The organism is Kitasatospora sp. NPDC086801 (genome assembly GCF_044745805.1).
In the GTDB taxonomy this organism is placed as follows: Bacteria; Actinomycetota; Actinomycetes; order Streptomycetales; family Streptomycetaceae; genus Kitasatospora.
Genome location: NZ_JBIVAX010000042.1, coordinates 40847 through 56156, shown reverse-complemented (window position 1 = coordinate 56156; position 15310 = coordinate 40847). Strand labels below are relative to the sequence as shown.

At 74.2% G+C, this 15310-nt stretch carries 12 protein-coding genes; 5 read left to right on the top strand and 7 right to left on the bottom strand.

Features of this window, described 5'->3' with window-relative positions; all coding sequences use genetic code 11:
• Positions 1–12: 12 nt before the first annotated feature.
• From ftsH to dacB, 5 genes are all read right to left on the bottom strand, one after another.
• Positions 13–2067 carry an ATP-dependent zinc metalloprotease FtsH gene (gene ftsH, locus ACIPLC_RS31465; protein ID WP_400476432.1) on the bottom strand — a complete coding sequence of 685 codons (2055 nt, stop codon included), beginning with the start codon at positions 2065–2067 and terminating at the stop codon, positions 13–15.
• A gap of 229 nt (positions 2068–2296) precedes the next feature.
• On the bottom strand, positions 2297–2851 hold the full coding sequence (hpt, locus tag ACIPLC_RS31460; protein ID WP_350553213.1) for a hypoxanthine phosphoribosyltransferase: 555 nt from the start codon (positions 2849–2851) through the stop codon (positions 2297–2299).
• A gap of 70 nt (positions 2852–2921) precedes the next feature.
• On the bottom strand, positions 2922–4049 hold the full coding sequence (gene tilS, locus ACIPLC_RS31455; protein ID WP_363376734.1) for a tRNA lysidine(34) synthetase TilS: 1128 nt from the start codon (positions 4047–4049) through the stop codon (positions 2922–2924).
• A 284-nt stretch (positions 4050–4333) separates the two neighbouring features.
• A complete protein-coding gene (locus tag ACIPLC_RS31450; protein WP_400476431.1) occupies positions 4334–5509 on the bottom strand; it encodes a zinc-dependent metalloprotease in 1176 nt (391 codons plus the stop codon).
• A 181-nt stretch (positions 5510–5690) separates the two neighbouring features.
• Entirely contained in the window at positions 5691–7331 is a 1641-nt protein-coding gene (dacB, locus tag ACIPLC_RS31445; protein WP_400476430.1) for a D-alanyl-D-alanine carboxypeptidase/D-alanyl-D-alanine-endopeptidase, read from the bottom strand.
• A gap of 76 nt (positions 7332–7407) precedes the next feature.
• On the opposite strand from dacB, the gene ACIPLC_RS31440 reads away from it, so the two are divergent.
• The gene (locus ACIPLC_RS31440; RefSeq protein ID WP_063348256.1) at positions 7408–7899 is read left to right on the top strand and encodes an inorganic diphosphatase; all 492 of its coding nucleotides are present in this window, start codon (positions 7408–7410) and stop codon (positions 7897–7899) included.
• Positions 7900–8116: 217 nt separating this feature from the next.
• Positions 8117–8785 carry a heme oxygenase (biliverdin-producing) gene (locus tag ACIPLC_RS31435; RefSeq protein ID WP_400476429.1) on the top strand — a complete coding sequence of 223 codons (669 nt, stop codon included), beginning with the start codon at positions 8117–8119 and terminating at the stop codon, positions 8783–8785.
• A 94-nt stretch (positions 8786–8879) separates the two neighbouring features.
• On the opposite strand, the gene ACIPLC_RS31430 is transcribed toward ACIPLC_RS31435, so the two are convergent.
• Both ACIPLC_RS31430 and ACIPLC_RS31425 read right to left on the bottom strand, forming a co-directional pair.
• Positions 8880–10526, bottom strand: a complete 1647-nt coding sequence (locus tag ACIPLC_RS31430) for an HtaA domain-containing protein (protein WP_400476428.1) — start codon at positions 10524–10526, stop codon at positions 8880–8882.
• 54 nt (positions 10527–10580) lie between these two features.
• A complete protein-coding gene (locus tag ACIPLC_RS31425; RefSeq protein ID WP_400476427.1) occupies positions 10581–12158 on the bottom strand; it encodes an HtaA domain-containing protein in 1578 nt (525 codons plus the stop codon).
• Positions 12159–12328: 170 nt separating this feature from the next.
• On the opposite strand from ACIPLC_RS31425, the gene ACIPLC_RS31420 reads away from it, so the two are divergent.
• From ACIPLC_RS31420 to ACIPLC_RS31410, 3 genes are all read left to right on the top strand, one after another.
• Positions 12329–13354, top strand: a complete 1026-nt coding sequence (locus ACIPLC_RS31420) for a hemin ABC transporter substrate-binding protein (RefSeq protein ID WP_400476426.1) — start codon at positions 12329–12331, stop codon at positions 13352–13354.
• Positions 13355–13416: 62 nt separating this feature from the next.
• Positions 13417–14427 (top strand): FecCD family ABC transporter permease, encoded by a 1011-nt coding sequence (locus ACIPLC_RS31415; RefSeq protein WP_400476448.1) that lies wholly within the window; start codon positions 13417–13419, stop codon positions 14425–14427.
• The gene (locus ACIPLC_RS31410) at positions 14424–15239 is read left to right on the top strand and encodes a heme ABC transporter ATP-binding protein (protein ID WP_400476425.1); all 816 of its coding nucleotides are present in this window, start codon (positions 14424–14426) and stop codon (positions 15237–15239) included. Before ACIPLC_RS31415 ends, ACIPLC_RS31410 begins: the two co-directional genes overlap by 4 nt.
• The last annotated feature ends 71 nt before the right edge of the window (positions 15240–15310 follow it).

Here is a 15310-nt window from a genome sequence, read left to right as displayed (position 1 = left end):
CGGTGCGCGGGATCAGCCCTCCACGGGCGGTTCCCCGGTCGGCAGCTGCGGGAGCTTCACGATGTCCACCGGGGCGGTGTCGGTCGTGGCGGCGCCGTTGGTGAGCGCCAGCTCCTTCGGGGACTGCACCGGCGGCCGGGTGGACGGCGTGCGACGGGACGAGCCCGTCCAGGCCGGCCGGGCCGGGCGCTTGACGATCGGGGTGAAGATCTCCGCGATCTGCTCCTTGTTCAGGGTCTCCTTCTCCAGGAGCTCCAGAACCAGGTTGTCGAGCACGTCGCGGTTCTCGACCAGGATCTCCCAGGCCTCGTTGTGCGCGTTCTCGATGAGCTTCTTGACCTCTTCGTCCACCAGCCCGGCGACCTCTTCCGAGTAGTCGCGCTGGTGGCCCATCTCACGGCCCAGGAACGGCTCCGCGTTGTCCGAGCCGAACTTGATGGCGCCGAGCCGCTCGGTCATGCCGTACTGGGTCACCATGGCCCGGGCGGTGGCGGTGGCCTTCTCGATGTCGTTCGACGCACCGGTGGTCGGGTCGTGGAAGACCAGCTCCTCCGCCGCGCGCCCGCCCAGCATGTACGCCAGCTGGTCGAGCATCTCGTTGCGGGTGGTGGAGTACTTGTCCTCCTCCGGCAGCACCATGGTGTAGCCGAGGGCCCGGCCGCGCGACAGGATCGTGATCTTGTGCACCGGGTCGCTGTTGGGGCACGCCGCCGCCACCAGGGCGTGGCCGCCCTCGTGGTACGCGGTGATCTTCTTCTCCTTCTCGGACATGATCCGAGTGCGCTTCTGCGGACCGGCCACGACGCGGTCGATCGCCTCGTCCAGGATGCCGTTGTCGATCAGCTTCTTGTCCGAACGGGCGGTCAGCAGAGCGGCCTCGTTGAGGACGTTCGACAGGTCCGCGCCGGTGAAGCCGGGGGTGCGCTTGGCGACGGCCGAGAGGTCGACGTCGGGCGCGATCGGCTTGCCCTTCTGGTGCACCTTGAGGATGTCCAGCCGGCCCTGGAGGTCGGGGCGCTCGACCGCGATCTGGCGGTCGAAGCGGCCCGGGCGCAGCAGCGCCGGGTCCAGGATGTCGGGGCGGTTGGTGGCCGCGATCAGGATCACGCCACCCTTGACGTCGAAGCCGTCCATCTCGACCAGCAGCTGGTTGAGGGTCTGCTCGCGCTCGTCGTGGCCGCCGCCCAGACCCGCACCGCGGTGCCGGCCGACGGCGTCGATCTCGTCGACGAAGACGATCGCCGGGGCGTTCGCCTTGGCCTGCTCGAAGAGGTCGCGGACGCGGCTGGCGCCGACACCCACGAACATCTCGACGAAGTCCGAGCCGGAGATCGAGTAGAACGGCACCCCGGCCTCGCCCGCGACGGCACGCGCCAGCAGGGTCTTACCGGTACCGGGCGGGCCGTAGAGCAGCACACCCTTGGGGATCTTGGCGCCGACGGCCTGGAACTTGGCCGGCTCCTGCAGGAACTCCTTGATCTCGTGGAGTTCCTCGACCGCCTCGTCGGCGCCCGCGACGTCCGAGAAGGTCGTCTTCGGGGTGTCCTTGGTGAGCAGCTTGGCCTTGGACTTGCCGAACTGCATGACCCGGGAGCCGCCGCCCTGCATCTGATTCATCAGGAACAGGAAGACCAGCACGATGATGACGATCGGGAGCATCGACAGCAGCAGGCTGACGAAGGTGCTCTGCTTCTCGGGGCTGATGGTGTAGCCCTCGGCGAGCGTGCTCTGGTCGTTGTCGTTGATCTGGGCCTGGAGCTTGTCGGCGATCGCAACACCCTGGTCGCCGATGTACGAGGCCTGGAACTTGCTGCCGGACGGCGTCTTGCCGGTGCCGGCGTTGGACAGCGTGGCGCCGTCCTTCAACTGGATCTTGATCGTGTTCGAGTCACCAGTGGTGATCTGCGCGGACTTGACCTGCTTGGCGTCGATCGCCGCGACGACCTGACCGGTGTCCACCGTCTTGTAGCCGTTCGAATCCGAAACGACCTGCATCAACACGATGACGGCGAGGACGGCCAGCACGATCCACATGATCGGCGCACGGAAGTATCGCTTGACGTCCATCCATGCGGGGCGTTGCCGCCCCGTCCCTCCTGCCACTCAACGGCGCCGCGGGGCTGGGGGCCGCCGGCGCATCCTGGTCGGTGCTCATGTGAAGAGCGGTTTTAATGGACCGTACCGCAGTCGCACCCGCCCGTGGCGGGAGCACAGCGACACGGCTGTCGTTCTTTGTCCGCCCGGTCCAACGGGCGGGAACCGGCTCCTGTTCCCATCCGTAGCCCGAACGGAGCTCTCAACCCCCGTAGACGTGCGGGGCGAGCGTCCCGATGAAGGGCAGGTTACGCAGCTTCTCCGCGTAGTCCAGGCCGTAGCCGACCACGAACTCGTTCGGAATGTCGAAACCGACGTACTTCACGTCGATCTCGACCTTGGCCGCGTCCGGCTTGCGGAGCAGGGCGCAGACCTCCAGCGAGGCCGGGCCGCGCGAGCTCAGGTTGCCCAGCAGCCAGGACAGGGTCAGCCCGGAGTCGATGATGTCCTCGACGATCAGGACGTCCCGGCCGGCGATGTCGGTGTCCAGGTCCTTCAGGATGCGGACCACGCCGGAGGACTTGGTGCCCATGCCGTAGGAGGACACCGCCATCCAGTCCATGGTGACCTGCGAGTGCAGGGTCCGGGCGAGGTCGGCCATGACCATCACAGCCCCCTTGAGGACGCCGACGATCAGCAGATCCTTGCCTGCGTAGTCCCGGTCGATGCGCTCGGCCAGCTCCAGGAGCTTGGCGTCGATCTCGTCCTTGCTGATGAGCACCTTCGCGAGGTCAGCGCCCATGTCGTTCTGGTCCACCGGGGATACGTCCTCAAACGTTCGGGGTATGTGTGGCCGGCGGCCGGCTACCCCGGGACATGCCCGCCCGTCAGTCGCCCTGCCGCCGAAAGACCAGCGTGCCACACCTGCGGGTGGCCTCGACGCCCCCGGGTAGGTGCAGCGGTCCCTGGCCGCGCCATCCGGTGACCAGCAGGTCGATCGTCTCCAGGTGCCGCGCGAACAGGTCCCCGGCCGGGCAGCCCGCCCGCAGCGCGGCCCTGCGCAGCACCCGGCGGCGGACCGCGGGCGGGAGTTCGGCGAGTTTCACGGCGTCCAGGGCGCCCTCACCCGTCCGGAGGTCGCGTTCGGCCAGGGAGGCCCACTGGTCGAGCGCGTCCGCGTCGTCGCGGAACAGCCGGGCGGTGCGGGCCAGCGCCTCGACCACCCCGCCGCCCAGGTGCTTCTCCAGCACCGGCAGCACCTCGTGCCGGACCCGCGAGCGGGTGTAGGCGGGATCACAGTTGTGCGGGTCGTCCCAGACCGGGATCGCCTGGGCGGAGCAGGCCTGCCGGGTGGCCGCCCGGTCCAGCTCCAGCAGCGGGCGGCGGTAGCGGCCCTTCTGCGCCGGCATCCCGGCCAGCGAGCGGGAGCCCGACCCGCGCGCCAGGCCGAGCAGCACCGTCTCGGCCTGGTCGTCCCGGGTGTGGCCGAGCAGCACCGCGACCGCACCGAGCCGCTCGGCGGCCGCGTCCAGGGCCGCGTAGCGGGCGTCCCGGGCGGCGGCCTCCGGGCCGCCGGACCGGCCGACGCGCACCGGGATCGCCTCGACCGGGTCCAGCCCGAGCGAGCGCAGCCGTTCGGCCACCTGGGCGGCCCGGTCGGCGGAGCCGGGCTGCAGGCCGTGGTCCACGGTGACGGCGCCGACCCGCAGGCCGATCTTGGGGGCCTCGAAGGCGGCGGCGATGGCCAGGGCCATCGAGTCGGCGCCGCCGCTGACGGCGACCAGCACCAGCGGCGAGCCGGGGGCGGCCGGGGTCCGGGGCAGCCCGGACGGGTGGCGGGCGGCGTTGCCGATCAGGGTGGTGCCGACGGCGGCACCCACCAGCGGCGCCCCGGCCGGGCGCTCGCGGGGCTCGCGCACGGGCGCGGTGAAGGTGGTACCGGCCTCGGCGGCGAGGTCGGTGAGCGTGCGGCGGACGGCCAGGCGTATCGCTGCGACTGCGGGGTGTGGACCCACGGCGGACGACTCCTCGACGGAGGGGACAGGACGGCGGTTCGCGCGGCGGGGCCGCGCAGCTTCATGAGCGCCCTGTTACCGGGCGCTCACAGATGGTGGCAGAAAGGAGCACCCCGCTACGCCACCCGCGCCACCGGTACGACCACCGTCCCACGTTCGGGTGAATGGAGAAACGTATCTTCACCCTCCGTCTGCCCGATTGGACCACTCGTACGAGCGGGTTTGACCAACCGCCGACCACCGCGCGGCGCTTGGGGTCCGGGCGACGGCCGTGCCTGCCCGCCTCAGCGGGCGACGCGGGCGACCCAGGCGGCCGGATCGTGGATCTCCTCCTTGGTCGGCAGCGTGTTCGGGGAGGTCCACACCCGGTTGAAGCCCTCCATGCCGACCTGCTCCACCACCCCGCGCACGAACACCGCGCCGTCCTGGTACTGGCGCAGCTTCGCGTCCATGCCGAGCAGCCGGCGCAACAGCAGGTCGAGCCGATTCGCCCCGCGGTCCCGGCGCTGCTGGAACTTCTCCCGGATCTCCGCCACCGTCGGCACCACCGCCGGGCCGACCCCGTCCATCACCACGTCCGCGTGGCCCTCCAGCAGCGACATCACCGCCGTCAACCGGCCCAGGATCTCGCGCTGCGCCGGCGACTGCACGACCTCCATCAGCCCCGCCGACGGCACGCCCTCCCGGCCCCCGACACCCGGCAGCCCGCCGCCGAGCGAACCCGCCGCGTCCCGCAGCCGCTCCAGCAGGGCGCCCGGATCCACGTCCGTCTCCGCCAGGAAGGACTGCACCTCGGACTGGATGTGGTCACGCAGCCACGGCACCGCGGTGAACTGCGTCCGGTGCGTCTCCTCGTGCAGGCACACCCAGAGCCGGAAGTCGGACGGGTCGACGTCCAGTTCCCGCTCGACGTGCACGATGTTCGGCGCCACCAGCAGCAGCCGGCCGGGCCCCGGGCCCTCCGGCCCCAGCCGCGGCTTGTCGAACAGCGCCGCCGGGCTGTCCGGGGCCTCCAGCGAGGGCTCCGCCGGGGCGAAGGTCTCGTACTGGCCGAGCACCTTCCCGGCCAGGAACGCCAGCAGCGCGCCCACCTCGATCCCGGTGGCCTTCTCCCCCACCGCGCCGAACACCCCCGCCGTCGGGCTGCTCGCCCGGCGTGCCTGGAGCTTCTCCACCAGCGGCTGGACCACCGTACGGAAACCGGCCACGTTCGCCCGCACCCAGCCCGGGCGGTCCACCACCAGCACCGGCGTCGCGGCGGCCGCCGTCAGGCTGCTCGACCGCATCCCCGTGAACGCCCGGACGTGCTCCTCGGCCTCCAGCGCGTGCCGGCGCAGTTCGGCGACCACCGCCGCCGCCTCCGCCCGGCTCACCTCCGGCCCCGGCCGCACCAACCTGGTCGCGGTTGCGACCGCGAGATTCCAGTCGACCATGCCAGCACCGCCACTCGCGCTCGTCATGCCCTCACCGTACGTGCTCCCACCCATCAGCGGCAGCCACCCGCCCCGAACACCCTCACCCCCGCCCTGCCCACGGACCACCGGGCACCGCGTGGCCGGCGGACGGCACCGAGCTGCGCCCTCGGCCGGGCGGGGACGGGGTGGGCGTCGGACCGCCGAGCCGCGGGCGGGCGGCAGCGGGTCAGTGGCAGCCGCAGGCGGTGAGGCGGGCGGCGATGCGGTCCATGGCGGCGCGGGCGGTGTCGGCGGGGGCGGTGGTGCGGGTCATGACGGCGAAGGCGAGGAGGCGGCCGTCGGCGTCGACGACGGTGCCGGCGAGGGTGTTGACGCCGCTGAGGGTGCCGGTCTTGGCGCGGATCAGGCCGGCCGCGTCGGCGGCGCCCGAGCCGGTGCCGTAGCGCTTGCCGAGGGTGCCGGTGAAGCCGGCGATGGGCAGGCCGGTGAGCACCGGGCGCAGCGCCGGGTGCTGGTCGGAGGCGGCCAGGGCGAGGAGTTGGACGAGGACGGCCGGCGGGACCGCGTTGCCCGGGTGCAGCCCGCTGCCGTCGTTCAGGGACACGCCCGTCATCGGCACGCCGAGCTTGGCGAGTTCCTGGGTGACGGCGGTGGCGGCGCCCTCGAAGCTGGCCGGTTGGCCGGCGGCGAGGGCCGCCTGACGGGCCATCGCCTCGGCGAGCTGGTTGTCGGAGGTGGTGAGCATGCGCTCGACCAGCCGGGCGACGGTCGGCGAGTCCACCCGGCCGAGGACGGGGGCGGCGGGAGCGGCCGGGGCGGCGGCGGGCTTGGCCGTGCCGTCGACGGTGATGCCCTGGGCCTTGAGCAGGGCCGCGAAGCCCTCGGCGGCCTTCCCGGCCGGGTCGGCGACCCGGGCCGGCGCATCGTCACGGCTCTTGGGGTCCGCCTTGGCCTCGTCGACCATCAGCGGGACGACCAGGGCGATGTTCTGCGCGTCGTGGTTCTTGTGCTGCGGGTTGCCCGCGTACGTCGACAGGTCGTAGTCGAGTCTGACGGTGGTGGTGCCGGCGGCCTTGAGGGCGGCGGCGGTCTGCCGGGCCAGGGCGTCGAGCGAGGCGGGGGCGGTGTCGGCGTCGGCGGCCTGGCCGCCGATCTGGACCTGGTCGGCGGGCAGCGCGGTGAGCGTCGGGTCGCCGCCGCCGACCAGGGTGATCGTGCTCGGGTCCGCGCCCCGGACCACCCGGGTGGTCAGCCGGGTGTCGCCGGGGATCAGCGACAGGGCCGCGATGGCGGTGGCCAGTTTGGTGGTGGAGGCGGGGGTGGCCGGGGTGTTCTCGCCGGAGCCGTACAGGAGTTGGCCGCTGGCGGCGTCCGCGACGGCGAAGGTGACGGTGCCGAGGCTCTTGTCGGCGACGGCGGTGGCGAGCGCCTGCCGGAGGCCCTGGGCGGTGGGTGCGGCGGCGGAGCCACCGGCCTCGACGGTGGCCAGGACGGCGCCGGGGGCGGGGGCCGGGCGGGCGCCGCCGCCCGGGGCGGGGGCCGAGCCGGTGGGGCCCGTGGAGCCGGTGCCGGTGGGCGTGGAGCCGCCGGTGGTGCCGGGGGCGGTGGGCTGTTCGCCCGGGCGGGTGGCCGGGGTGTCGCCCGGCCCGGGCTTGCCGTCGCCCCTCCCCCGGCCGCCCTTCCCGCCGTCGCGGCCGTCCCGGCCGTCGCCCTCGCCGTGCTCGGTGCTGTGGCCGCCGGGGCCCGGGGAGGGCTGCGCGTACGCTCCGCCCGAGGTCAGGACCGTTCCGGCGACCAGCAGGGCCGCTCCGAACAGTCCGGCGGCCGTCCCCTTGCGGCGGCGCGCCGCCCCGACCCCTGTTCCCACCGACCGGCCCCTTTCCTGAGCACTCACTCCCGTAGGAGACACTTGGATTCTGTCAGTCCCTACCTTGGAGGAACCGTTGGAATTCGACGTCCTTATCGAAATCCCGAAGGGCTCTCGTAACAAGTACGAGGTCGACCACGAGAGCGGCCGGCTGCGGCTCGACCGGATGCTCTTCACCTCGACCCGCTACCCGGCCGACTACGGCTACGTGGAGGGCACGCTCGGCGAGGACGGCGACCCGCTGGACGCGCTGGTGATCCTGGACGAGCCGACCTTCCCGGGTTGCCTCATCAAGTGCCGCGCCATCGGCATGTTCCAGATGACCGACGAGGCCGGTGGCGACGACAAGCTGCTGTGCGTTCCGGCCACCGACCCGCGCTGGGAGCACCTGCGGGACATCCACCACGTGTCGGAGTTCGACCGCCTGGAGATCCAGCACTTCTTCGAGGTCTACAAGGACCTGGAGCCGGGCAAGTCCGTCGAGGGCGCCAACTGGGTCGGCCGCGCCGAGGCCGAGGCCGAGGTCACCGCTTCGATCAAGCGTCTGGCGGAGCAGGGCGGTCACTGAGCCGTCGTTCCGATCTCGTTCGACCAGGCAGTTCTGGGCAGTTCGAGGTAGGTCGGGGCAGCCGGAGGCCGGGGTTCGCGGATTCGTCCGCGGGCCCCGGCCTTCGCCGTGTCCGGGGCCGGGCGCGGCCGGTCTTGCCGACAGCCTGTCGGCAAGACGGTTCATTAGGTTAGGCTAACCAAAACAGTCGAGGCCGAGTCCGATCCCTGGAGGCCGCATGCCCACGCCCGAGCCCGTCCCGTTCTCCACCGCGCTCCGCACCGCCAGCAGCGAGGAGCACGAGGCTGCGGAGCAGTCCTCGTTCATGAGCCACCTGCTGGGCGGCCGGCTCGGGATCGAGGCCTACGCCGACCTCACCGGCCAGCTCTGGTACGTCTACCGGGCCCTGGAGAGCCGCGCCGGGCACCTGGCGGAGCACCCGCTCGCCGGGCCCTTCATCGACCGGGCGCTGCTGCGCACCGCCGCCATCGAGCGCGACCTGGCGCACCTGCGCGGGCCGGACTGGCGGGACGGGCTGGCGCCGCTGCCGGCCACCGCCGCGTACGTCGCGCGGGTGGAGGAACTGGCCGGGACGTGGCCCGCCGGGTACATCGCGCACCACTACACCCGCTACCTGGGCGACCTGTCCGGCGGTCAGATCATCCGCGGCATGGCCGAGAAGACCTGGGGCTTCGAACGCAAGGGCGACGGCGTGCGGTTCTACGTCTTCGAGGAGGTCGACAACCCGGCCGCCTTCAAGCGCGAGTACCGGGCCCGACTGGACGCGGCCGGGCTGGCGATGGACGAGGTGGAGCGGCGCCGGGTGGTCGAGGAGTGCAAGCGGGCCTTCGTGCTCAACGGCGCGGTCTTCCGGGACCTGGACGCGCGCTACCCGCTGAGCGCCTGAACGGCTCTCCCCGGGCACACCCGCTCGGGTGCGCCAACGGATCGGCCCCGGCGAGCGGTTGCTCGCCGGGGCCGTCGCGCGTCCGGGGGGTGCGTCAGGAGCGCGCGCCGCGTCGGTTGCGCACCAGCACGGTGGCGCTGCCGCCGACCAGCAGCAGGCCGGCCGCGGTGGCCAGCAGCGGAACCACCGGAGTCTCCGAGCCGGTGGCGGCCAGCACGCCGCCCCCGCCGCCCGTACCGCTCAGGCCGCCGCCGGTGGTCAGCGAGGCGCCGCCGACCGCGCCGGTGCCCGAACCCTGGCCTCCGGCAGCCTGGTTGGCGCCACCGGCGCCGGAGCCGGCGGTCGGCGGGACGGCCGGCAGCTTGGCGTCCTTATCGAACGCCAGGGTGGCGCTGACCGGGTCCAGGGCCGTGCCCGCCGGGTAGTTGGAGAACACCGGGACGCCCTCGGCCGTGAGCGTGGCCGGGACGCCGGAGAGCGTCACCACGCCGTTGACCGGCTTCAGGGCGGCGGCGGGCACGTCCAGCTTGGCGATCCGCGCGCCGCTCAGCGACGTCGCCTTGCCGTCGGGGGACTTGCCGTTCACGTCGGCGGTCAGGAAGGCACCGCCCTGGTCGATCGTCAGGCCCAGCTTGGAGAGCGTGGTGTCGAGCGCCCAGCCGTCCTTGCCGGGGTGGCCGAGGAAGCGGACCGAGCCGTTGAACGCGGCGGTCAGCGAGTGGTCGGCGGTGTTGTAGCCGCCGGTGGCGCCGCCGAAGCGGTAGTCGGCCGCGCCGCCGCCGAACTCGACCTTGCCGCTCGCCGTCGGGGTGGCCAGGTACGCGCGGAAGCTCTCCTTGACCGTCCAGTCGAGGCTCCCGTTCAGCACGGGCAGCCGGCCGGGGGCGCCGGTGGGCGCCGGGGTCCCGGTCGCGGACGGGGTGGCGCTCGTGGACGGCGAGGCGGTGGCGCTCGGCGACTGCGTCGCGGACGGCGTCGAGGTGGCCGACGGCGTGGCGGAGGGCGTGGTCGACGGCGTGCCGGTGGCGGACGGCGAGGCGGTCGGCGTGCCCGTGGCGGACGGCGTCGAGGTCGGGGTCGGGGCCGTCGGCGAAGCGGTGGCGGTCGCCGTGGCGGTCGGCGACGGCGTCGCCGGGCTCTGCTTCAGCAGCAGCGACAGCGGGTCCATGTCCGTCCCGGCCGCGTAGAAGCCCGCGAAGGCCTTGGCGCCCTGCTCGGTCAGCTTGGCCGCCGTCGGCACCCCGGTGGTGGTGTCCCGCCCGACGGTGAACGTCACCAGCGGCACGTCGTCCCGTCGGGTGACCTCGGTGGCGCCCATCGACTCCTTGGAGGCGGTGTCGGCGGTGAGCGTGCCGGTCGTCCCGGCGGTGGTGACCTTGAGGTCGCTGAGGGCGACGTCCAGCGCGCCGTGGTGGGCGGTGAAGCGGACCCCGCCGGTGAAGGAGGAGCTCAGCGCGTGGGTGGCGAGGTCGTACGTGGCGTTCGCCAGGCCGAAGTGGAAGGTGCCGTCGGCGTTGGTGGTGGCGCCGCCGGTCAGTTCGATGGCGCCGCCCTGGGAGGCCGGGCCGCTGACGTAGCTGCGGAAGCTGGCCTTCACACCCCAGTCCAGCGCGCCGGTGTCGTACGTGACGCTGCCGGGGCCGCCCGCGCCGAAGGCCAGTGCGGGGGCGCCGAGGGCGGTCAGGCCGAGGCCGGCGGTGGCGGCCGCGAGGGCGGCCAGCCTGGTGCGGTTGCGGGACATGGTGGGACTCCGTTCGGATGGGGCGGGGGGAGGGAGCGGGGGGGCTCCGAGGTGTCAGGCCGCGTCGCCGGGGCCCGACGCAGCACCGGGGCCGCCGTCGGGGCCGCCGTCGGCGCCCGCGCCCGACGCGGCGGCCGCGCGGCGGCGCCGGACGAGCAGGCCGCCGGTCACGGCGAGCGCGGCCACCAGCACGGCGCCGCCGGCCACGGCCGCCACCGGGAAGCCGCCCGGGGAGGAGGCGGCGACGGGCGCGGCGGACGGGCTGGTGGCGGGGGTCGCGGTGGCGCTCGGCGCGGTGGCCGGGGCGCTGCCGAGGTCGGGCAGCGGGGGCAGCGCGGCGGCCGGGTCGAGCGCCACCGCGAAGCTCAGCGGATCCATCTCGGTACCGGCCGGGTAGAGGCCGCCGAAGGCCTCGGCGCCGCCCTCGGTGAGTTTCAGCGGCACCTCGACGGCCTTCAGCAGGCCGCCCTCGGGCTTGAGCCCGGCCGGGTCGAAGGCCGCCAGCTCGACGCCGGTGAGCTGTTGGGTGGCGCCGTCCGGGGTCCGGCCGGAGACATCTGCGACCAGTCGGCCCTGGCCGCCGGCCACGGTGACACCCGGGTTGGCGAGGGTGAGGTCCAGGCCGTAGGTGTCGCCGCTGCGCAGGCCGGTGAAGCGCACGGTGCCGGTGAAGGCGGCGGTGAGGTCGCCGTTCGCGGGGTCGTACGCGCCCTTGGCCGGGGTCCAGCGGAAGTAGGCGCCGCCGTCCGCCGCGCCGGCGCCGAGCTCCCAGCGACCCTGGGCGATCGCGCCGGTGACGTAGTCGCGGAAGGTGCGGCGCACGCCCCAGTCGAGGGCGCCGTTCGCGAACTCGGTCCGGGCGGGGGCCTGGGCGCCGGACGGGGTCTCGGCGGTCGCCGAGGGGGTCGGCACGGCGGCCGCCGAGGGGGCCGCGGAGGGGACGGCCGCCGAGGGGGTGGCCGCGGCGGTCGGCGACGGGGCCGACGAAGTCGCCTGCGCGGCAGGAAGGTTGACCGAGAGGGTGAGCGGGTCCAGGGCCGTCCCGGCGGGGTAGAAGTTGCCGAAGGCCTTCGCACCGGCGTCGGTGAGGGTGCCCGGCACGTTGCCGAGCGTCAGGGTGCCGGCCGCACCGCGCAGGTCGACGCCGGCCAGCGAGAGGTCGGCCAGCTTGGCCTGGTTCGCACTGCTGACCTGCCCGGTGTCCTTGGACTTGCTGCTGACGTCGGCGTACAGCCCGGCCGCGCCGCCCTGGACGGCCCGGACGGTGAGCCGGCCGAGGCTCAGGTCGAGCGCGTTGGCGCCGTTCTCCTGGTGCCCGGTGAACCGGACCCCGCCGGAGAAGGCGGCGGTCAGCGTGCCGGTCGCCGGGTCGTAGCCGCCGGTCGCGGAGTGGAACCGGAAGGTGCTGCCGCCGACCGTGGCCGCGCCGCCGGTGAGCGTCCAACTCCCCTTGGCGATGGGCCCGGTGACGTACGTCAGGAAGGACTGCTTGATGCCCCAGTCCAGCCGTCCACCGGCGACCTTGCCCTCCGCCGCCACCGCCGGGCCGGGTGACAGGCCCAGCGCCAGCAGGGCGGCGAGGGCGGCCACCAGGGTGGCGGCCAGGCGGCGGAGCCGACTGGGCAGGGGCACGGCGGATCACTCCTCGACGGGGTGCGGGGGCACGGCAAGGAAGGGTCCGACGTGGCGCCGACCCCCTTGCGAAACTCAGGTAAGGCTAACCTAATATATGAGTCAAGAGTCCCGTCGCGGCCCCTCCACCAGGACCGGATCGGCGACAACTCCCAGCGAAGGGAAGCACGTTGAGCAGCAGTACGATTCGAACCGGGGCGGCCCGCGGGCCCGCCCTCCTGCTGCTCGCCCTCGGCCTGCTGCTCGCCCTCACCGCCTGCGGCCCGTCCGGCGGAGCCACCGGAGCGGCCGCGGCAAACTCCTCCCGGGCCCCCGACGCGGTCGAACCGCTGCCCGTCGAGCCCGTCCCGCAGCTCCCGGCCACCACCGCCTCCGTCGACGGCCGCCAGGTCACCGTCACCAGCGCCGAGCGGATCATCCCGCTCAACGGCAGCCTCTCCGAGCTGGTGTTCAGCCTCGGCCTCGGCCCCAAGGTGGTCGCCCGGGACGTCTCCACCACCTTCCGGCAGGCCGCCGCCCTGCCGGTGATCACCCAGGCCCACGACGTGTCCGCCGAGGGCGTGCTGTCGCTGCACCCCACCGTCGTCCTCGCCGACCGCTCCACCGGCCCGGCCGAGGCCATCGCGCAGATCCGCGCGGCCGGCGTCCCCCTGCTCGTCCTCGACGACGCCAAGCGGCTCGCCGACGTCGGCCCGCGCATCGACACCGTCGCCGCCGCCCTCGGAGTCCCGGACGCCGGACGGCAGTTGAAGGAGCGCACCGAACAGCGGATCGACGAGGCCAAGGCCGCCGTCCCGACCGCCGCCCGCCACCCCAAAGTCGCCTTCCTCTACCTGCGCGGCAGCGCCACCGTCTACCTGCTCGGCGGGCCCGCCTCGGGCGCCGGCTCGCTGATCGAGGCGGTCGGCGGCCAGGACGCCGGCACCGCCGCCGGCCTCACCGGCGACTTCACCCCGCTCACCAGCGAGGCCCTGGTCAAGGCCGCGCCCGACGCCGTCCTGGTGATGAGCAAGGGCCTGGACTCGGTCGGCGGCGTCGACGGCCTGCTCAAGCTGCCCGGCGTCGCCCAGACCCCGGCCGGCCTCGACCGCCGGATCGTCTCGATCGAGGACGGCCAACTGCTCAGCTACGGCCCGCGCACCCCCCAGGTGCTGCGCGAGATCGCCGCCCAGCTCTACCCGGCGGACGCCAAGTGACCACCGCCGTACGGGAGGAGACCGTACCGAAGAAGGCCGCGCGCACCGTCGGCAGGACCACCCTGATCACCGCCGGGCTCGCCGCCGCCCTGCTGCTCTGCGCCCTGCTCGCGGCCGGCATCGGCGCCTACCGCATCCCGTTCGGCGACGTCCTGGCCTCCGCCGCCCACCGGCTCGGCCTCGGCGGGCACGCCCTGGACCGGGTGCCCGAGTCGGTGCTGTGGAACGTCCGGCTCCCCCGGGTGGTGCTCGCCCTGCTGGTCGGCGGCTCGCTCGGCTGCGCCGGGGCGCTGATGCAGGGCGTGTTCGGCAACCCGCTGGCCGAGCCCGCCGTGATCGGCGTCTCCTCGGGCGGCGCGGTCGGCGCGGTGGCCTGCATCGTGCTCGGCCTGGACGCCCTCGGCAGCTGGACGGTCACCGTCTTCGCCTTCGCCAGCGGCCTGCTGACGGTCTTCGCGGTGTACCTGATGGCCCGCTCCGGCGGACGCACCGAGGTGGTCACGCTGATCCTCACCGGGGTCGCCGTGAACGCCTTCTGCGGCGCGCTGATCGGGATCTTCCTGTTCACCGCCGACTCCGCCGCGATCAGCCAGGTCACCTTCTGGCAGCTCGGCTCGCTCTCCCAGGCCACCTGGGGCAAGGTGCTCGCCGTCCTGCCGTTCGCCGCCGCCGGCCTGGCCGTCGCCCCGCTGTACGCCCGCAAGCTGGACCTGCTGGCCCTCGGCGAGCGCCCGGCCCGCCACCTCGGGGTGGACGTCGAGCGGATGCGGCTGGTGCTGATCACCGTCGTCGCGCTGCTCACCGCCGCGGCCGTCGCGGTCAGCGGCATCATCGGCTTCGTCGGGCTGGTCGTCCCGCACCTGCTGCGGATGCTGGCCGGGCCGGGCCACCGCTTCCTGCTGCCCGCCTCGGCACTCGGCGGCGCGCTGGTCCTGGTGGCCGCCGACCTCGCCGCCCGGACCATCGCCGAGCCGGCCGAGCTGCCGCTCGGGGTGCTCACCGCGCTGATCGGCAGTCCGTTCTTCTTCTGGCTGCTACGCCGGACCAGGACCAGGCAGGGAGGCTGGGCATGAGACTGCGAACCCCCCGAGAGGTGCCCGAACGGCCCTCGCTCGGAAGCGAGTTGCTGACCGCCGAGGCCGTCCGGCTGACCGTCGGCGGGCGCACCCTGCTGGACGGCGCGTCGGTGCGGGTCGCCGCCGGAGAGGTGGTCGCGCTGCTCGGGCCGAACGGCGCCGGCAAGTCCACCCTGCTGTCCGTCCTGGCCGGCGACGTCCGGCCGGACGGCGGCGAGGTCCGGCTGCGCGGCCGCCCACTGGCCGGCTACGGCGCCGCCGAGCTCGCCCTGCACCGCGCGCTGCTGCCGCAGTCCGCCGCGCTGTCCTTCCCGTTCCCGGCCGACGAGGTGGTCCGGATGGGCCGCGCCCCCTGGACCGGTACGGCGGCCGCCGCCGAGGACGAGGCCGTGGTCGCCGAGGCGATGGCCGCCACCGAGTCCGCCGCCTTCGCCGGGCGCCCCTTCACCGCCCTGTCCGGCGGCGAACGGGCCCGGGTGGCGCTGGCCCGGGTGCTGGCCCAGCGCGCCCCGCTGCTGCTGCTGGACGAGCCGACCGCCGCCCTCGACCTGCGCCACCAGGAGCTGGTGCTGCGAGTCGCCCGGGAGCGCGCCGCCGCCGGGGACGGCGTGGTCGTGGTGCTGCACGACCTGTCCCTGGCGGCGGCCTACGCGGACCGGGTGGTGCTGCTGACCGCCGGGGCGACGGTCGCGGACGGGCCGGTCGCCGAGGTGCTGCGGGCCCCGCTGCTCAGCGAGGTGTACGGCCACCCGGTCGAGGTGCTGGCGCACCCGCGCACCGGGGTGCCGCTGGTGCTGCCCGAACGCTGACCGGGCGCGGGCCGGGGCCGAGGACGGGGGCGCGACTGCGGCTGCGGGCGGGCTGCGGCTGCGGGCGGGTT